Origin of the sequence: Rhizobium sp. 32-5/1 (genome assembly GCF_029537235.1) — a bacterium.
Classification (GTDB): domain Bacteria; phylum Pseudomonadota; class Alphaproteobacteria; order Rhizobiales; family Rhizobiaceae; genus Pararhizobium.
Genome location: NZ_CP120638.1, coordinates 547936 through 565861 on the forward strand (window position 1 = coordinate 547936; position 17926 = coordinate 565861).

The 17926-nt window shown below is 61.2% G+C and carries 14 protein-coding genes and 5 pseudogenes; 13 read left to right on the forward strand and 6 right to left on the reverse strand.

Going from position 1 to position 17926, the window contains the following annotated elements:
* Positions 1-56: 56 nt before the first annotated feature.
* Together gatC and P6U16_RS02880 are read right to left on the reverse strand one after the other, a co-directional pair.
* Positions 57-343: pseudogene (gatC, locus tag P6U16_RS02875) on the reverse strand (Asp-tRNA(Asn)/Glu-tRNA(Gln) amidotransferase subunit GatC).
* Between the two features lie 80 nt (positions 344-423).
* Complete coding sequence (locus P6U16_RS02880) at positions 424-1128, reverse strand: metal-dependent hydrolase (RefSeq protein WP_277702537.1); 705 nt, start codon at positions 1126-1128, stop codon at positions 424-426.
* A 98-nt stretch (positions 1129-1226) separates the two neighbouring features.
* Here P6U16_RS02880 and ruvX point away from each other — a divergent pair, with 98 nt between their 5' ends.
* Positions 1227-1721, forward strand: a complete 495-nt coding sequence (ruvX, locus tag P6U16_RS02885; RefSeq protein ID WP_277702538.1) for a Holliday junction resolvase RuvX — start codon at positions 1227-1229, stop codon at positions 1719-1721.
* Here the strand turns inward: ruvX and P6U16_RS02890 are convergent.
* Together P6U16_RS02890 and P6U16_RS02895 are read right to left on the reverse strand one after the other, a co-directional pair.
* A complete protein-coding gene (locus P6U16_RS02890) occupies positions 1658-2002 on the reverse strand; it encodes a DUF6105 family protein (protein ID WP_277702539.1) in 345 nt (114 codons plus the stop codon). The genes ruvX and P6U16_RS02890 overlap by 64 nt on opposite strands.
* On the reverse strand, positions 1999-2142 hold the full coding sequence (locus P6U16_RS02895) for a hypothetical protein (RefSeq protein WP_277704032.1): 144 nt from the start codon (positions 2140-2142) through the stop codon (positions 1999-2001). The genes P6U16_RS02890 and P6U16_RS02895 overlap by 4 nt, the downstream gene beginning before the upstream one ends.
* A gap of 186 nt (positions 2143-2328) precedes the next feature.
* Here P6U16_RS02895 and P6U16_RS02900 point away from each other — a divergent pair, with 186 nt between their 5' ends.
* Positions 2329-3264 (forward strand): AEC family transporter, encoded by a 936-nt coding sequence (locus tag P6U16_RS02900; protein WP_277702540.1) that lies wholly within the window; start codon positions 2329-2331, stop codon positions 3262-3264.
* On the opposite strand, the pseudogene P6U16_RS02905 reads toward P6U16_RS02900, so the two are convergent.
* Positions 3246-4897 (reverse strand): annotated as a pseudogene (locus P6U16_RS02905) (acyl-CoA dehydrogenase family protein). The gene P6U16_RS02900 and the pseudogene P6U16_RS02905 overlap by 19 nt on opposite strands.
* Before the next feature lie 198 nt (positions 4898-5095).
* Here P6U16_RS02905 and P6U16_RS02910 point away from each other — a divergent pair.
* From P6U16_RS02910 to dprA, 4 genes and pseudogenes are all read left to right on the forward strand, one after another.
* Positions 5096-6037 (forward strand): aspartate carbamoyltransferase catalytic subunit, encoded by a 942-nt coding sequence (locus P6U16_RS02910; RefSeq protein WP_277702541.1) that lies wholly within the window; start codon positions 5096-5098, stop codon positions 6035-6037.
* A pseudogene (locus P6U16_RS02915) lies at positions 6034-7322 on the forward strand (dihydroorotase). Before P6U16_RS02910 ends, P6U16_RS02915 begins: the two are co-directional and overlap by 4 nt.
* 26 nt (positions 7323-7348) lie before the next feature.
* Positions 7349-7963 carry a glycerol-3-phosphate 1-O-acyltransferase PlsY gene (plsY, locus tag P6U16_RS02920; RefSeq protein WP_277702542.1) on the forward strand — a complete coding sequence of 205 codons (615 nt, stop codon included), beginning with the start codon at positions 7349-7351 and terminating at the stop codon, positions 7961-7963.
* A gap of 6 nt (positions 7964-7969) precedes the next feature.
* Positions 7970-9114, forward strand: a pseudogene (gene dprA, locus P6U16_RS02925) (DNA-processing protein DprA).
* Between the two features lie 3 nt (positions 9115-9117).
* Here the strand turns inward: dprA and P6U16_RS02930 are convergent.
* Positions 9118-9297, reverse strand: coding sequence for a hypothetical protein (locus P6U16_RS02930; protein WP_277702543.1), 180 nt, complete (start codon positions 9295-9297; stop codon positions 9118-9120).
* A 356-nt stretch (positions 9298-9653) separates the two neighbouring features.
* Here P6U16_RS02930 and topA point away from each other — a divergent pair.
* From topA to rpmG, 7 genes and pseudogenes are all read left to right on the forward strand, one after another.
* A pseudogene (gene topA, locus P6U16_RS02935) lies at positions 9654-11275 on the forward strand (type I DNA topoisomerase); the annotation flags it as partial.
* Positions 11276-11329: 54 nt separating this feature from the next.
* On the forward strand, positions 11330-12358 hold the full coding sequence (locus P6U16_RS28275) for a topoisomerase C-terminal repeat-containing protein (RefSeq protein WP_349017702.1): 1029 nt from the start codon (positions 11330-11332) through the stop codon (positions 12356-12358).
* 2 nt (positions 12359-12360) lie between these two features.
* Complete coding sequence (gene rnr, locus P6U16_RS02945; RefSeq protein WP_277702544.1) at positions 12361-14733, forward strand: ribonuclease R; 2373 nt, start codon at positions 12361-12363, stop codon at positions 14731-14733.
* Between the two features lie 45 nt (positions 14734-14778).
* Entirely contained in the window at positions 14779-15240 is a 462-nt protein-coding gene (locus P6U16_RS02950) for a DUF983 domain-containing protein (protein WP_277702545.1), read from the forward strand.
* 92 nt (positions 15241-15332) lie between these two features.
* Complete coding sequence (locus P6U16_RS02955) at positions 15333-15953, forward strand: NUDIX domain-containing protein (RefSeq protein ID WP_277703986.1); 621 nt, start codon at positions 15333-15335, stop codon at positions 15951-15953.
* 13 nt (positions 15954-15966) lie between these two features.
* Positions 15967-17151 (forward strand): MFS transporter, encoded by a 1185-nt coding sequence (locus tag P6U16_RS02960; RefSeq protein WP_277702546.1) that lies wholly within the window; start codon positions 15967-15969, stop codon positions 17149-17151.
* 92 nt (positions 17152-17243) lie between these two features.
* A complete protein-coding gene (gene rpmG / locus P6U16_RS02965) occupies positions 17244-17411 on the forward strand; it encodes a 50S ribosomal protein L33 (RefSeq protein WP_060502112.1) in 168 nt (55 codons plus the stop codon).
* Positions 17412-17926: the final 515 nt, after the last annotated feature.

Genomic DNA, 17926 nt, shown 5'->3' on the forward strand with positions numbered 1-17926 from the left:
ACGGGAAACGGCTTTCAAAATTTGGTGTATGGGCGCGGCAGATGTTCGGCGGTCCACTATTCGACGACCTTCGGGACCAGGAAAAATTCCGGTCCGCATTCGGCGCGTTGGCAACGATATCGTCGGCCTTGTTACCATCGGTGACCGCATCCACCCGCTTCTTCATGGCCATTGGCATCACCGAGGTCATCGGCTCGACGCCGGTCACATCGACCTCGGACAATTGTTCGACAAAGCCGAGAATGCCGTTGAGTTCACCGGTCATCCGCTGCGCTTCCTCTTCGGTCACGGCAATGCGGGCAAGGCGCGCGACGCGCTTCACGGTGGCGAGGTCTACGGACATGATCTTCTCCCGTCATAAAACTTTCCCCCGCTATAATGGCCGGAACGCGGCCACGCAACGGGGAATGTCGTTTGCAGGCCTCAGAGCGTCAGCAACTCTGCGACGTCAGGCGTTTCCGCCTTCATCTTTGCGCCATCCATGCCGGCGACGAATAGGTCCGGAGTCTGGTCGATGATGCCGAACGAGCCATAGTGGCAGGGAAGGACCGTGCCGAACTTGAAATAACGCTGGCAGGCCAGCGCCGCCACGGCACCGCCCATGGTGAAACGATCGCCAATCGGCACGAGGCCGATTTCCGGTTGATGAAGTTCGTGGATCAGCGCCATGTCGGAGAAGATGTCGGTGTCGCCCATGTGGTACAAGGTCGGCTCGTCTTCGAAGTGCAGAACGAGACCATTGGCGCTGCCGAGCGAATGCGACACGCCGTCTTCGCTGATCTGCGCGGAAGAATGCAGTGCGTTGACGAAGGTCGTGGAAAAGCCGCTGAGGTGGATCGTGCCGCCGGTATTGCCCATTTCAAGCGCGCTCACGCCCTTTGACCCGAGCCAAGCCGCAAGGTCGGCATTGGCGACAACGGTGGCGCCGGTTTCCTTGGCAAGCGCGATCGTGTCGCCGACATGGTCACCATGGCCGTGGGTCAGCAGAATGTGGGTCAGGCCGGCTGCCGCATCCTTGCGGGTTTCCTCGCGGAAGGATGGGTTACCTGTGAAGAACGGATCGATCAGGATTTTCGCCTTGGCCGTCTCGATGTGAAAGGCGGAATGGCCGAGCCATTTGATTTTCATGGAATTGCTCCTGAAGTTGCTGCGCGCGGGGTGATTTCTGGGCGCGGGAAGAATATGGAATTGCGTCTAAGCAAGAAAAGATCGAATCGGCAAATCACATGGCTGTTGTTACCATCGAAGAACTCGCCGCAAAGCTGACGCGCGGGCAGGCGATTGCCGGGCTCGACCTCGGCACCAAGACGATTGGCATTTCGGTATCGGATCTCGGCCGCCGGTTTGCGACCCCGCGCGAGGTGATCCGGCGTGTGAAATTCGGACTGGATGCGCAAGCGCTCGTAGCCATGGCGGAGAAGGAAAGGGTGGCCGCCTTCATCATCGGCCTGCCGATCAACATGGATGGCTCCGAAGGCCCCCGTGCGCAGGCGACACGCGCTTTCGTGCGCAACATGGAACAAAAGACGGAATTGCCGTTCGTCTTTTGGGACGAGCGGCTATCGACGGTCGCGGCGGAACGTGTGCTGATTGAAATGGATGTGTCGCGCAAGAAGCGAGCGGACCGGATCGATTCGGCCGCCGCTTCCTTCATCCTTCAGGGCGCGCTGGACAGGCTTGCATCCCTCGAGAAGGCAGCGTCCGATGATACCGACGCCTGAGCGGGCGGAAAGCGCAGGCGATACCAGGCCGCAATGGCCTTGCGTTTACGATAGGCGATGATGGCAAAGACGACGAGGCTGTCGAAAGCGATGGCGCGTGCGACCAGCGGCGGGATCGTTTCGGGCGGAATGCCAAGGATATTGCCATAGACGGCAAACACCAGATCATGCGCCTGCCGCGTCAGCATGAAGATGCCGAAACTCATGTCGTAGTAGGAAAGCCCATACCAGCCGGTCAAAAGGATCACCGGGCAGGCCCATAGAATCAGAAACCACTTCATGCGGCTCTCCCCTCTTGCGACAGTCGGCCGATCAGATGAAACGCCGTCCAGTCGAGCGCCATGGCCGCAACCAGCACAACGGCCGGCATGGCAATGTCGAGCGGCAGCCCGGCAAAAAACATCATCATAATCATCATCAAGCCAGTTCTCACCGAACCGCTCCATTCCGCACGCCGTTAAAACAATCTTTACCATCCCATCTTGCGCGTTAACCCTCAGCGCGCAACGTAAACCATTTGTTAAGGTTAATTTTCACAGGGCCAGCGAGGGTTGCCGCGGACGGTATCAGGGGTTAACGGTTGAACCCCGCCTCCCTGAGTGCCTGCATGACCATCATCTTCGAAAGCATCCTGCCGATCTTCCTGCTGGTCCTTTTGGGCGTCTGGCTGAAGCGCTCGCCGCTGATCGACCTGACGCTCTGGGAAGGACTGGAGCAACTCGGCTATTTCATCCTGTTTCCCGCCCTGCTCTTCTCGACGCTGGCGACGGCGGATTTTGCCGGCATGAAGGCTGATGCGACGGCGGTCGCGACGATCGGCAGCATTACCCTGATGTCGGCCTGCCTTCTGGCGCTATGGCCGGAGCTGCGAAGGCGCAACGTGTCGCCACCCGCCTTCACGTCAGTGTTCCAGACGGCCACGCGCTGGAACGGCTTCATGGCGCTGGCCATTGCCCAGAAGCTCTATGGCCCGATCGGTCTCAGCCTGACCGCCCTGGTGATGACGCTCATCATCATCCCGATCAATTTCTACAATGTCGGCGTGCTGGTCTGGTTCGGCGGCGGTTCGAGGGGCTTGAAGTTCTTCGCCGTCAAGATCGCGACCAATCCGCTGATCGTCTCGTCGGTTCTCGGCATTCTGCTCAACGTCTTCGCCATTCCGGTCTATGGCCCGGTGCTCAGCGCCGTCGAGATGCTGGGCAACGCTTCGCTCAGCCTTGGCCTCGTGATGGTCGGTGCCGGCTTGAAGGTTGCGGATGCGCTGAGGCCGAGCCTGCTTGCAATCTTCGCTGTCTTCCTGAAACTCGTCATGATGCCGGTCTTCATGGTCGGAGCCAGCTATCTGCTGGGCATACGCGGCGACGCGCTGATGGTCATCGCGCTCGGCGCCAGCGTGCCGACCGCGATGAACGGCTATCTTCTCGCCAAGCAGATGGGCGGTGATGCGCCGCTTTACGCAGCCGTCGCGACCGTGCAGACGCTGGTCTCGTTTTTTACGATCCCGCTGGTCCTGACCGTCACCGGTTATATCGCCGCCGGATAGAGCAGATCGACGATATAGGCGGAATCGAAACGCGAATCGAGCATGCCATAGGTCGAGCGCCAGCCGCCGGCTAGGCGCGATTCGAGAAAGGCATCGGCGATACGTCCGGCACCCAGCCGATAGAGTTCCGCCGCAGCAGCCGCCAGCGCCAGTTGTTCGATCAGCATGCGCGCAGCCCCTCGTCGCGTTCGCAAAGCGACATGGCGGCGCGCAGCACATCGACCGTTTTCTTGGCCGCCGGCCCAAGATCGCGGCTGATCACCTGGAACAGGAGTTCGAACAGGTCCTTGCCGCGATGAAGCACGCGCAGGACATCGAGCGCCATGACATTGCCGGATCCTTCCCAGATGGCATTGACCGGGGCCTCGCGATAGTGCCGTGCGATCGGCCTCTCTTCGACATAACCATTACCACCCAGGCACTCCATCGCCTCGTAGATCAGGCCGGGCGCGATCTTGCAGGTCCAGTATTTCGCGACCGGCGTCATGATCCGCGCGTAAGCTGCATCCTCGGCGCTATCACGCGCCTTGTCGAAGGCTTCCGCCAGGCGGAACGACAGCGCGCTTGCGGCCGCGACATCGAGCGCCATGTCGGCCAGCACCCGCGTCATCATCGGCTGGGCGACGAGCGGCTTGCCCGAGACCTTGCGGCCGCGCGTATGGTGCACAGCCTCAGCGAGCGACGCGCGCATCATGCCGGACGATGCCAGCGCGCAATCGAGACGGGTCAGCGTGACCATATCGAGGATCGTGCGCAGCCCACCATCCGGCGACCCGAGCAGGAAACCGAATGTGTCGGCAAATTCGACCTCGGCCGATGCATTCGAGCGATTGCCGAGCTTGTCCTTCAGCCGCTGGAATTTCAAACCATTTGCGGCACCGTCCTCGAGCAGGCGCGGCACGAGGAAACATCCAAGCCCGTCTCGGGTCTGCGCCAGCATGACGAAGGCGTCGCTCATCGGCGCCGACATGAACCACTTGTGGCCGTTGAGACGGTAGATCCCCTCGCCCACCCGATCGGCTGTCGAGGTGTTGGCGCGCACGTCGGTGCCGCCCTGCTTTTCCGTCATGCCCATGCCGATGGTCACGGCCGACTTCTGCATCCACGGCTTGTTTGCCGAATCATACTTTCGCGACAGGATTTTCGGCGCCCACTCCTTCTGGACGACGGGCGAGGCCGTGATTGCCGCGACCGAGGCACTGGTCATCGTCAGCGGGCAGAGGTGGCCGCATTCGAGCTGCGCGGTCAGAAAGAAGCGCACGGCGCGCGCCTTGTGCGACCGGCCCTGCTCGTCCTTGATGTTTTCCCAGGCAGACGCATGAAGACCCGATGTCATCGAGCGGCGCATCAGCGCATGCCAGGCCGGGTGGAAATCGACCACGTCGAGCCGTTCGCCACGGGGACCATGGGTGCGCAATTGCGGCGTACCCTGGTTTGCCATGCGCGCAAGATCCTGCGCTTCGGGTGACGTCACATAGCGGCCGAGGATCTCGAACTCGTCGCGCAGGGAGCGCGGCATCGAGGAGGTCACATCGACCACCAGCGGATCGGAGCGATAGGCATTGATACCGGACCAGGGTTTGGGCTGGTTCAGTTCGCCAAGTTTTTGTTCAGTCCGGGTCAATTGAGTCATGCGGCGTTTCTAGCGCATGTTCCGAAGGGGCGAAACTGCCCCCGATTGCGATATCGAAGGCTTGCCGCAACTATTTGCCAGGCGCTGCAAAACCGGCACAAAAACGTGGGTATGGAGATGATTGCCGCGCTGCCGCCTTGCCCGCCGGGAATGCACGGATTATAGACCAGCCAAATTCCAAACAGAGGCGGGTCTTTCATGGATTTCTTTCCGCATCGTCACCTGCTGGGCATCAAAGGCCTGACGGAACAGAACATCACCCTCCTGCTCGATCGGGCCGATGAAGCCGTCAAGATTTCCCGCCAGCGCGAGAAGAAGACATCGACGCTTCGGGGCCTGACGCAGATCAACCTGTTCTTCGAAGCCTCTACCCGCACGCAAGCCTCCTTCGAACTGGCCGGCAAGCGGCTCGGCGCCGATGTGATGAACATGTCGGTCAGCAACTCCTCGGTGAAGAAGGGCGAAACGCTGATCGATACCGCGATGACGCTGAATGCCATGCACCCGGACGTGCTTGTCGTTCGCCATTCCTCCGCCGGTGCGGCCGCCCTTCTGGCACAAAAAGTCTCCTGCTCGGTCGTCAATGCCGGCGACGGGCAGCACGAGCATCCGACGCAGGCGCTGCTCGATGCGCTGACGATCCGCCGCGCCAAGGGCAAGCTGTCGCGCATCATCGTCGCCATCTGCGGCGACGTGCTGCACTCGCGTGTCGCCCGCTCCAATATCCTTTTGCTCAACCAGATGGGCGCCCGCGTCCGCGTCGTAGCACCCGCAACACTGCTGCCCTCGGGCATCGCCGAGATGGGGGCCGAGGTCTACCATTCAATGGAAGAAGGCCTGAAGGACGCGGACGTCGTGATGATGCTGCGGCTTCAACGCGAGCGCATGGCCGGCTCCTTCGTTCCCTCGGTGCGCGAATATTTCCGCTATTTCGGCCTTGATGCCGAAAAGCTGAAGGCGGCCAAGGAAGACGCGCTCGTCATGCACCCGGGGCCGATGAACCGAGGCGTCGAGATCGCCTCGGAAATCGCCGACGGCCCGCAGAGCGTCATCGAGCAACAGGTGGAAATGGGGGTCGCCGTACGCATGGCGGTCATGGAAACGCTTCTTCTCTCGCAGAACCAGGGACCCCGCGCATGACCAACTCCCTCGTCCTGAAAAACCTTCGCATCATCGATCCCTCGCGCAATCTTGACGAGATCGGCATGATCATCGTCGAAAACGGCCTGATCGTCGCGGCCGGCAACGCAGCACAGAACCAGGGCGCGCCGGAAGGTGCCACGGTGAAGGATTGCAGCGGCCTTGTCGCCGTTCCGGGCCTTGTCGATGCCCGCGTCTTCGTCGGCGAACCCGGCGGTGAATACCGTGAGACAATCGAATCGGCTTCGCGCGCGGCCGCGGCGGGCGGCGTCACCTCGATCATCACCATGCCGGATACCGACCCCGTCATCGACGATATCGCGCTTGTCCAGTTCGTCCAGAAGACGGCGCGCGACAGAGCGTTGGTCAATGTCTATCCGGCAGCCGCTCTCACCAAGCATCTCGATGGCGAGGAAATGACCGAGTTTGGGCTTCTGCGCGATGCCGGTGCCGTCTGCTTCACCAATGGCCGCCGTCCGCTGCACGATACACTCGTGCTGCGCCGCGCCATGACCTATGCCCGCGAATTCGGCGCCGTTATATCGCTTGAGACCCGCGATAAATATCTCGGCGCCGACGGCGTCATGAATGAGGGCTTCTGGCAAGCTGGCTTGGTCTGCCGGGTGTGCCGCGCGAGGCCGAAATCATTCCGCTGGAGCGTGACCTGCGGATCGCGGCTCTCACACGCGGCGCCTACCATGCCGCCAAGATCTCGCTTCCCGAATCGGTGGAAGCGATCACCACTGCCCGCAAGCGCGGCGCCAACGTCACCTGCGGCATCTCGATCAACCACCTGACGCTGAACGAGAACGACATCGGCGAATACCGGACCTTCTTCAAGCTTTCGCCGCCTCTGCGCGGCGAGGATGACCGGATGGCGATGGTCCAGGCACTCGCGGACGGCTTGATCGACATCATCGTTTCATCCCATGATCCACAGGACGTCGATACCAAGCGCCTGCCCTTTGCCGACGCCGCCGATGGCGCGATCGGGCTTGAAACCATGCTCGCGGCAGCCCTGCGCCTCTACCACAGCGACCAGGTTTCGCTGATGCGGCTTATCGATGCCATGTCCACCCGCCCGGCCAAGATTTTCGGCCTTGATGCAGGAACGCTGAAGCCCGGTGCCAAGGCGGACATCACAGTGATCGATCTCGACGAGCCGTGGATCGTCTCCAAGGAGGCCATCGTCTCCCGCTCGAAAAACACACCGTTCGAAAATGCCCGCTTTACCGGCCGGGCGGTTCAAACCTATGTTGCGGGAAAACTGGTCCATTCGCTCTAGGCGGATGGCGTGACGGAGGGGAACCCGTGGAACTTTTCAACTGGCAGCTCGCACTGCCGCTCACGCTTGGCTGCCTGGCGTTCGGCTATCTGCTCGGCTCGATCCCCTTCGGCCTGATCCTCACCCGCATGGCCGGGCTCGGCGATGTGCGCAAGATCGGCTCCGGCAATATCGGCGCGACCAACGTTCTGCGCACCGGCAACAAGAAGCTTGCTGCCGCCACCTTGCTGCTCGATGCCCTGAAAGGCACGGCGGCTGCGGCCATCGCCATGTATGCCTTCGGCGTGGAAGCGGGGATCGCTGCCGGCTTTGCCGCTTTCCTCGGCCATCTCTATCCCGTCTGGCTCGGTTTCAAGGGCGGCAAGGGCATTGCAACCTATATCGGCGTGCTCCTGGGCCTCGCACCGCTGATCGTGCTGGTCTTTGCCGCCGTCTGGCTCGCTCTTGCCAAGCTGACGCGGTATTCATCCCTTTCGGCACTGGTTGCAACGCTTGTCGTTCCGGTTGTATTGTTGGTTTCGGGCTATGGAAAAATCGGGTTGCTGTTCGTGGTGATGAGCTTCATCACCTGGATCAAGCACCGGGCAAACATTCAGCGGCTGCTTGCCGGCACCGAAAGCCGGATCGGCGAAAAAGGATAGGACAGGATGCCGGACGCCAGCGCAGGACGAAAAGGAATTGCGCTGACGGAACGACAGAGGATTGCCTGGCTGCGGCTGATCCGTAGCGACAATGTCGGACCTGCGACCTTCCGCGATCTCATCAATCATTTCGGCTCGGCCGAAACCGCGCTGGAAATGCTGCCGGAACTGTCGCGGCGCGGCGGCTCCACCCGCGCAATCCGTGTCGCTTCGCTTGCGGAAGCCGAAAAGGAATTGACCTTCGCGCACCGTTTTGGCGCCCGCTTCGTCGGCATTGGCGAGCCGGACTATCCACCCGCCCTGCGGCAGATCGATGCCGCGCCCCGCTTCTTGCGGTGAAAGGCAATCTGGCGGTCGCGACCGTGCCCTCGCTCGGCATTGTCGGCTCGCGCAACGCCTCTATCAGCGGCGCGAAATTTGCCGCAATGATTGCCCGCGATGTGGGGCGCGCCGGCTACTCGGTCATTTCTGGCCTTGCCCGCGGGATCGATACGGCCGCCCATCGGGCAAGCCTCGATACCGGGACGATTGCCGCGCTTGCTGGGGGCCTCGACCAGCCCTATCCGCCGGAAAATGTCGGCCTTCTGGACGAGATCACCGGTGGCAATGGCCTTGCGATCAGCGAGATGCCCTTCGGCTGGGAACCTCGCGCCCGGGATTTCCCGCGCCGCAACCGATTGATCGCCGGTGTCAGTCTGGGTCTGGCCGTGGTCGAAGCGGCGGCACGCTCAGGCTCCCTGATCACCGCGCGCTATGCTGCCGATTTCGGGCGGCTGGTCTTTGCTGTGCCGGGGTCGCCGCTCGATCCGCGCTGCCACGGCACCAACGGTCTGCTGAAGGACGGGGCGACGATTACCACCAGTCCACAGGACATTCTGGAAGCTCTGGCGCCGGCGAGCCGGATAGATCTGTTTTCGCAACCGCAGGCCGAGGAGCCGGATGGCGAAGGAATCATGGCGCCGCCGCCGAACGATGACGAGCGCGCACGGATCACTGACGCGCTTGGTCCGACGCCCGTCGAGATCGACGACATCATCCGCCACACCGGTCTCTCGCCTTCGGCGATCTATCTCGTGCTGCTAGAACTGGACCTCGCCGGGCGGCTTCACCGGCACGCCGGCGGGCTTGTGTCGTTGAGCCTGCTGGATTGACAGCTAGCGTTTTCCGGCCTGTATGTCGCCCGCTTCCACGAAGGCCATCTCGATCAGGTAACACAGCATGTCGGCGCCCTCATTGCTGGCGACGCCCCGCAGTTCGCCGAGCATCTGGCGGATATAGGCGATGTTTTCATGCGTCTGCCTGCTCTTGGCGGCGCCGTTCGTGGTCGGAATCATCTGCTCTTCCTGTCGCGTGCCTTCCTTTCGTGCCTGCTGAGCGATGCCGGTGGAATTTAGGGCCGAGGATGGTTTTCAACAGCCAATATTTTCCACTGGCCGCAGTCGCCAATGACTGCGGCGCGCATCAATCCGTCGGGCACGATTTTACACTTACGCGACGATAACGCATTTATCTTTAATTGCAATACTCACGTAATCTCTTATAGGTTGCATCGCGTTGTGCATGGCTAATTTGAACTTGGGCACTTGACCACGGACGAGATCCCTGTCCATGTCGGGGCATCGATATTTCCGGGCGTGCCATCGTTTTGCCGGTGGGGCACGCATTTGAACGGTTGCTTTGAAGTATGACCATGAATGTAGTCGTCGTGGAATCGCCTGCTAAGGCCAAGACCATCAACAAGTATCTCGGCCCCGGCTACAAGGTTCTGGCCTCCTTCGGCCATGTCCGCGATCTTCCGGCCAAGGACGGCTCGGTGCTGCCCGATGAAGACTTCGCCATGCTCTGGGAGGTCGATAGCCAGTCGGCCAAGCGCATGAAGGATATCGGCGACGCGCTGAAAACCTCCGACGGCCTGATCCTTGCGACCGACCCGGATCGCGAGGGCGAGGCGATTTCCTGGCATGTGCTCGATCTGCTGCGCAAGAAGAAGCTGATCGGCGACAAGCCGGTGAGCCGCGTCGTGTTCAACGCCATCACCAAGAAGGCCGTGCTCGATGCCATGGCCAATCCACGCGACATCGATATCCCGCTGGTGGATGCCTATCTCGCCCGCCGCGCGCTGGATTATCTCGTCGGCTTCAACCTGTCGCCGGTGCTCTGGCGCAAGCTGCCCGGCGCCCGCTCCGCTGGCCGCGTTCAGTCGGTGGCGCTGCGCCTCGTATGCGACCGCGAATCCGAAATCGAACGCTTCATCTCGGAAGAATACTGGAACATCTCGGCACTCTTGAAGACGCCACGCGGCGACGAGTTCGAGGCCCGGCTGGTGTCGACCGAAGGCAAGCGCCTGCAGGCCCGGGGCGTCACCAATGGCGAAGACGCCGGCAAGCTTAAGGCTCTGCTGGATGGCGCTGCCTATACGGTCGAAAGCATCGAAGCCAAGCCGGTCAAGCGGAACCCGTCGCCCCCTTCACCACTTCGACGCTACAGCAGGCCGCATCCTCCAAGCTCGGGTTTTCCGCCTCCCGCACCATGCAGGTTGCCCAGAAACTCTATGAAGGCGTGGATCTCGGCGGCGAAACCGTCGGTCTCATAACCTATATGCGTACCGACGGCGTGCAGATGGCAGCGGAAGCAATCGACGCCGCGCGTAGCGCCATCGGCGACCAGTTCGGCAGCCGCTACGTGCCCGACAAGGCGCGCCTATACTCGACCAAGGCCAAGAATGCCCAGGAAGCCCACGAAGCCGTACGGCCGACCGATTTCACGCGCACGCCCGATCAGGTGAAGCGTTTCCTCGACGCCGACCAGTTGCGTCTCTACGACCTGATCTGGAAGCGCGGCATCGCCAGCCAGATGGCATCGGCCGAAATCGAACGCACGACAGCCGAAATCACCGCGGACAATGGTGGCCAAAAGGCCGGCCTGCGCGCGGTCGGCTCCGTCATCCGCTTCGACGGCTTCATTGCCGCCTATACCGACCAGAAGGAAGATGGCGAACAGAGCGACGATGGCGACGAGGATGGCCGCCTGCCGGAGATCAATGCGCGCGAAAACCTCGCAAAACAGAAGATAAACTCGACCCAGCACTTTACCGAACCGCCACCGCGCTATTCGGAAGCGACGCTGATCAAGAAGATGGAAGAGCTCGGCATCGGCCGGCCGTCCACCTATGCGGCCACGCTGAAGACGCTCAGCGACCGGGAATACGTCGTCATCGACAAGCGCAAGCTGATCCCGGAAGCCAAGGGCCGCCTGGTCACAGCCTTTCTTGAAAGCTTCTTCACGCGCTATGTGGAATATGATTTCACGGCGTCTCTTGAAGAGAAACTCGACCAGATCTCCGCCGGCGAGTTGAACTGGAAGGACGTGCTCCGCGACTTCTGGAAGGATTTCTTCGCCCAGATCGAAGACACCAAGGAACTGCGCGTCACCAATGTTCTGGATGCACTGAACGAAGAACTGGCGCCGCTGGTCTTCCCGAAACGCGAGGACGGCAGCGATCCGCGCATCTGCCAGGTCTGCGGCACCGGCAAGCTGTCGCTGAAGCTCGGCAAGTATGGCGCCTTCGTCGGCTGCTCCAACTATCCGGAATGCAATTTCACCCGTCAGCTTTCCTCCGACAGCAATGGCGGCGCCGAGGCGTCCGCCTCCAACGAGCCGCAGGCGCTCGGCAAGGATCCACATACCGGCGAGGAAATCACCCTGCGCACCGGCCGTTTCGGCCCCTATGTGCAGCGCGGCGACGGCAAGGAAGCCAAGCGTTCGAGCCTGCCAAAGGGCTGGACGCCGGCCTCGATCGACCATGAAAAGGCGCTTGCCCTGCTGTCCCTGCCGCGCGATATCGGTGCGCATCCGGAAAGCGGGAAAATGATCTCGTCGGGTCTGGGCCGCTACGGACCCTTCATCCTGCATGAAGGCAAATATGCCAATGTCGAAACCATCGAGGACGTGTTCTCGATCGGCCTCAACCGGGCGGTTTCCGTGCTCGCCGACAAGGCCTCGAAAGGCCCCGGCGGACGCGGTGCGGCTGCGGCTCCGCTGAAAGAGATCGGCGACCACCCCGATGGCGGCGCGATTACCGTTAAGGACGGCAAGTATGGCCCCTATGTGAACTGGGGCAAGGTCAACGCCACGTTGACCAAGGGCAAGGATCCGCAGTCGGTAACGATCGAGGATGCTTTGCTTCTGATTGCCGAACGCATTGCGAAGGATGGCGGAAAGCCCGCCAAGGCAAAGGCGACGAAGACTGCGAAGCCAAAGGCCACCAAGGCGGCAAAGGCTGACGGCGCTGAAGCCACGACCGCCAAGCCGAAGGCGGCACCAAAGAAAAAGGCTGCGGCCAAGCCGAAGGCTCCAGCGAAACCAAAGACGGCCGCAAAGGCCAAGAAGGACTGACCGTGACCAGAACCCCGCGCGACCGCCAAGACCGGCCCGGTAAACCCGCAGCCCGCTTGGGCCGCGCGGGCAAATCCGCTCCCGCCTCAGACGAGAAGACCGTGATCATCCACGGTGCCGTGCCGCCGCGCGATATCCTGATGCGTTTTCTGGCCGAAAATCCCGACAAGGCATCCAAGCGTGACATCGCCAAGGCCTTTGGTCTGAAGACAGAGGCACGCGTCGAACTCAAGGCTCTACTGCGCGAACTCGAGGCTGATGGTCTTCTGGAAAAGAAGCGCAATGCGCTGGTGCGTCCGGGCGCCCTGCCGCCGGTCACCGTTCTCGATATCACCACCCGCGACAAGGACGGCGAACTGATCGGCCGGCCGGCGGAATGGCCGGAAGATGCCGGCGTGGCACCGGCCGTCGCCATCCGCCAATCGACCGTCGGCAAATCCAAGGGCAAGACGCCCGTCGGTGGGCTGGGCGACCGGGTGCTCGCCAAGATCTTCCCGGCCAAGGATCGCGCCGGACCTGCCTATACCGCCCGCATCATCAAGGTTCTCGACCGGCGCGTGAACAACAATGCAGCACTTGGCGTCTTCCGCGCCACGCCCGGCGGTGGCGGCCGGATCATGCCGATTGACAAGCGCGGCGAGGAACTGCTGGTTGAATCAGGTGGAACCATCGAGGCGCAGGACGGCGATCTGGTCGAGGTGGAAATCTCGCGCCTTGGCCGTTTCGGCCTGCCGCGCGCACAGGTCAAGGCGATCATCGGCTCGGTGGCGACCGAAAAGGCGATCTCGATGATCGCCATCCACGCCCATGGCATTCCCTATATCTTTCCCGATGCCGTCATCAAGGAAGCGGACGCCGCAGGCGCAGCCAGCATGTCGCATCGCGAGGACTGGCGCTCGCTACCGCTCATTACCATCGACCCGGCAGACGCCAAGGACCATGATGATGCGGTGCATGCAGAGCCCGACCCGTCGCCGGATAATCCCGGCGGTGTGATCGTCACCGTCGCCATTGCCGACGTCTCCTATTACGTACGGCCGAAATCGGCACTCGATCGCGAGGCCCTGAAGCGCGGCAATTCGGTCTATTTCCCGGACCGCGTCGTTCCCATGCTGCCAGAGCGTATTTCCAACGAGCTTTGCTCGCTGAAACAAGGTGTGGATCGGCCGGCGCTCGCCGTGCGCATGCGCTTTTCCAAGGAAGGCCGCAAGGCCAGCCACACCTTCCACCGGATCATGATGAAGAGTGCTGCAAAGCTCTCCTATCAGCAGGCGCAAGCCGCGATCGACGGCAATCCGGATGACCAGACCGGGCCGTTGCTGGAGCCGATCCTGAAGCCGCTCTGGGCGGCTTACGCAACGCTCACCGTCGGTCGCAACCGGCGCCAGCCGCTCGAACTGAACATGCCGGAGCGGAAGATCATTCTTAAAGGCGACGGCACCGTTGATCGGGTGTTCGTGCCGGATCGGCTCGATGCTCACAAGCTGATCGAAGAAATGATGATCCAGGCCAATGTCGCGGCTGCCGAGACACTCGAGGTCAAGCGTCAGCGGCTGATCTACCGCATCCACGACGCGCCATCGCTTGCCAAGCAGGAATCGCTGCGGGAATTCCTCGCCACGCTCGATATTTCGTTGATGAAGGGCGGCAACCTGCGCTCCAACCATTTCAATGGCATTCTGTCGACGGCCGTGGACAAGCCTTATGAGACGATGGTCAACGAGATGGTGCTGCGCTCGCAGAGCCAGGCTGTGTACAGTCCGGAAAACATCGGCCATTTTGGCCTCAACCTAATGAAATACGCGCATTTCACCTCACCGATCCGGCGTTACGCCGATCTCATCGTGCACCGGGCGCTCGTCGGCGTGCTCGGGCTTGGCGAAGGCGGGATCACGCCGGCGGAAGAAGCCGAGCTTGACGATATCGCTGCGGAAATCTCGACCTTCGAGCGACGTGCCATGGCCGCAGAACGCGACACGGTGGATCGGCTCATCGCCCACCATCTGTCCGGTCGGGTCGGCGAGGAATTTACCGGCCGGGTCTCGGGTGTCACCAAGGCAGGACTATTTGTCACCCTTCCGGACTATGGTGCCAACGGCTTCGTACCTATATCTACACTGGGACGGGACTATTTCGTCTACGACGAAGCCCATCAATCGCTGGCGGGTGAAAAAACCGGTCTCGGCTACCGTCTCGGCGACGAGACGACGGTCAAACTCGTTGAAGCCGTGCCGCTGGCAGGTGCCTTGCGGTTCGAGATGATCAGCGAGGGGCGCAAGATGCCGACGGCGACCCGCTCTTTCCACAAGGCGGGACGACGGGGCAGCGGCGCCCACAAACAGCCTGGGACGCGCCCACCGCGCGGACGGCGCTAGTCGGACGGCAGCAGATCGCCCGACATCCAGAACAAGGATAGGGATATGCAGGGACAACAGAGCACGCCGGAAACCACAAGGTTTCAACAGACCGACCAGTCGGAACGGCCTGTCGGACGTTCGATCAAGCGCGGGATGCTCAATCGCTGCCCGGCCTGCGGTCAGGGCAAGCTGTTTCGCGCCTTCCTGAAATCCGTCGATGAGTGCTCCGCCTGCGGCGAGCGGATGGACCACCAGCGCGCCGACGACTTTCCGCCCTATATCGTCGTGACGATCATGGGGCATCTGGTGCTCGGCGGTTTCATGATGACGGAGATGCTGCTCACGCTTTCAAACTGGGGGCATCTGGCAATCTGGGTACCGATCACCATTATCGGCTCGCTGGCGCTGATGCAGCCCGTCAAGGGCGGCGTCATCGGACTGCAATGGGCGCTGCGCATGCACGGCTTCGGCGGCCATGAGGATGCGCCGGAGGACAAATTGCCGGCAACGGGCCCATCGGCTTGACGCAAAAGCCGAAAACGCAACCTCAAAGCGCAACATCGAGCGTTTCTACCCCTGCCGGGCGACCATTGCGGCCGCGCGATGCCGCCTCGATCATGCTCCTCGACCGGTCGGGTGGTGATGTCCGCGTTCTCGTTGGAAAGCGACACCGCGCCCATGTGTTCATGCCGGACCTGCATGTCTTCCCCGGCGGAAGGCGCGATTCCGGCGACCGGCTGATCCCGTGGAACAGCGACGTCCACCCCGCCGTCCTGGAGCGATTGAAAGCCGGTTATCGTCAGCGCGCCACCGAATCGCGCCTGCGTGCCATCGCCCTTGCCGCACTTCGGGAACTGCACGAGGAAGCGAGCATCGCCATTGGCAGCGCCTATGCCGGAAACACTGCGTTACCATTCCTTCCCGATCTCGCAAACTTGCGCTATATCGCTCGGGCCATCACACCGCCGGGGCATCCGCGTCGGTTCGACACCCACTTTTTCGCCGTGTTTGCGGATGAGGCGGGCATCGATCCGATGGACAGCCGGGAGAGCCGGGAGCTTGAGGACTTGCGCTGGATTGACGTGAACGATGCCTCGTCCGTGACGATGCCGGATATCACCGAAATAATTCTCGGTGAACTGCGCGAAAACCTTGCCCGTGACCCGTCGCTCCCATTCGGGCGGCCGGTGCCATTTTTCTACACCCGTCGCGGACGCTTCATCCGGGATGTCTTTTAAGGAATTCGATTGCATGGCACAGCCGCCGTCCGGCACATCAGCGCCGGTTGAGGATATTCACTGGCCATCGCTCATCGCAGCGGTGGCAGCCATTTCAGCCGTCGGAATTGCCATTGGCCTTGGCCTGCCGCTGCTCAGCATCATCATGGAAAAGCGCGGCATTTCCTCGACGATGATCGGGCTGAATTCCGCTATGGCAGGACTTGCTTCCATGGCGGTCGCCCCCTTCACAACCAAGATCGCCCATCGCTGCGGTGTCGCCAACACGATGCTCTGGGCGGTGTTTTTTGCCGCCGTGAGTGCGCTCGGCTTCTACTACATCGAAAATTTCCTGATGTGGTTTCCGCTGCGTGTCGTGTTTCATGGCGCCATCACCGTGCTCTTCGTGCTGTCCGAGTTCTGGATCAATGCCACGGCCCCTCCACGCCGCCGTGGCCTCGTTCTCGGCATCTACGGGACGGTTCTGTCGCTCGGCTTTGCAACGGGCCCCCTGCTCTTCTCCATCCTCGGCAGCGACGGCATCCTGCCCTTCGCCGTCGGCGCCGGCGTCATTCTTCTGGCCGCGATCCCGATCTTCCTTGCCCGTAACGAAAGTCCGGATCTCGACGAAAAGCCCGAACTGCATTTCATGCGCTACGTCTTCCTGGTGCCAACGGCGACTGCAGCGGTCTTCATCTTCGGCGCCGTCGAATCGGGCGGCCTGTCTCTGTTCCCGATCTTCGGCACCCGTGCGGGCTTCACCGAATCGCAGGCAGCGCTTCTGCTCACGGTCATGGGCATCGGCAATGTCATCTTCCAGATCCCGCTCGGCATGCTGTCTGATCGCATGCGGGATCGGCGCAATCTCCTGGCTTTGATGACGGTCATTGGCCTCATCGGTGCTCTATGCCTCCCGTTGCTGCAGGGCAACTGGTGGCTGATGGCCGTCGTGCTGCTGTTCTGGGGCGGCTGCGTGTCCGGACTATATACGGTGGGTCTTAGCCATCTGGGATCACGCCTGACCGGCGCAGATTTGGCCGCCGCCAATGCGGCCTTCATTTTCTCCTACGCCGTCGGCACAGTTGCCGGTCCGCAAGCCATCGGTGCGGCCATGGATGTGATGGGCAATGATGGTTTTGCGTGGTCGATTGCCGGCTTCTTCGGGCTTTATGTGGTTCTTTCCGTGGTCAGACTGGTTTTCAATCCAAAACGGACTTGACTTTTCGGGCGCGATTTGTAGTTTCGCGCCAAGTTTGCCGGGACCCTTAGCGGGCGTCCGCGGCATTGTTCTTTAATAAAGGCAGGACGACCATGGCGAAAGCTGCAAAAATCAAGATCAAGCTGCTGTCGACGGCCGACACAGGTACCTTCTACGTAACCACCAAGAACAGCCGCACCAAGACCGACAAGATGTCGTTCACGAAGTACGACCCGGTCGTGCGCAAGCATGTCGAGTTCAAGGAAACCAAGATCAAGTAATTTGATCTTCGGCAGAGTTTTCAAAAGGCGCCGGCTGAAAAGCCAGGCGCCTTTTTCGTTGCGGCCATTGCGACGATCCTATGCCGCTGGAATCAAAAACGCCGCCCCTTTTACGAGGCGGCGTCTGAATGGGTGTCGACTGGTCGGCAACGGCGGCACGAGGAACCGCAAGTGTTACAAACCAGTCGACAAACCCCACGACCCAGGAGATGCGGCGGACCTGAGCATCATGGGGTAACTGAAGACTCGGGGAGTTTCTTCTCCCCTGTGAGTAAGAATTGCCTGAAATGAAAAAAGAATCAATGAATTCTTAACCAAAATGCCGCTTTCGATGGCAATATGGTTAAATTCGATCATTAATTCCTAAAAAAATACAACGACAAAAAGCGCACCCATAGAGCAACATTTTACGGGCAAGAACTTGTGGCGGAGTGAAGCGCTTTGGCCGAACGCTTCAAACTGTTCGCAACCCTGAGTAAGCAATTCGTGTAAGAATTTGAATACACAAAGAAATA

What these genes read in the sequence shown, in the direction of transcription:
- P6U16_RS02880 (WP_277702537.1), bottom strand. Translation starts at nt 1,128, where the DNA reads ATGAAAATCAAATGGCTCGGCCATTCCGCCTTTCACATCGAGACGGCC.
- ruvX (WP_277702538.1), top strand. Translation starts at nt 1,227, where the DNA reads ATGGCTGTTGTTACCATCGAAGAACTCGCCGCAAAGCTGACGCGCGGG.
- P6U16_RS02890 (WP_277702539.1), bottom strand. Translation starts at nt 2,002, where the DNA reads ATGAAGTGGTTTCTGATTCTATGGGCCTGCCCGGTGATCCTTTTGACC.
- P6U16_RS02900 (WP_277702540.1), top strand. Translation starts at nt 2,329, where the DNA reads ATGACCATCATCTTCGAAAGCATCCTGCCGATCTTCCTGCTGGTCCTT.
- P6U16_RS02910 (WP_277702541.1), top strand. Translation starts at nt 5,096, where the DNA reads ATGGATTTCTTTCCGCATCGTCACCTGCTGGGCATCAAAGGCCTGACG.
- P6U16_RS02930 (WP_277702543.1), bottom strand. Translation starts at nt 9,297, where the DNA reads ATGATTCCGACCACGAACGGCGCCGCCAAGAGCAGGCAGACGCATGAA.
- P6U16_RS02950 (WP_277702545.1), top strand. Translation starts at nt 14,779, where the DNA reads ATGCAGGGACAACAGAGCACGCCGGAAACCACAAGGTTTCAACAGACC.
- P6U16_RS02955 (WP_277703986.1), top strand. Translation starts at nt 15,333, where the DNA reads ATGCTCCTCGACCGGTCGGGTGGTGATGTCCGCGTTCTCGTTGGAAAG.
- P6U16_RS02960 (WP_277702546.1), top strand. Translation starts at nt 15,967, where the DNA reads ATGGCACAGCCGCCGTCCGGCACATCAGCGCCGGTTGAGGATATTCAC.
- rpmG (WP_060502112.1), top strand. Translation starts at nt 17,244, where the DNA reads ATGGCGAAAGCTGCAAAAATCAAGATCAAGCTGCTGTCGACGGCCGAC.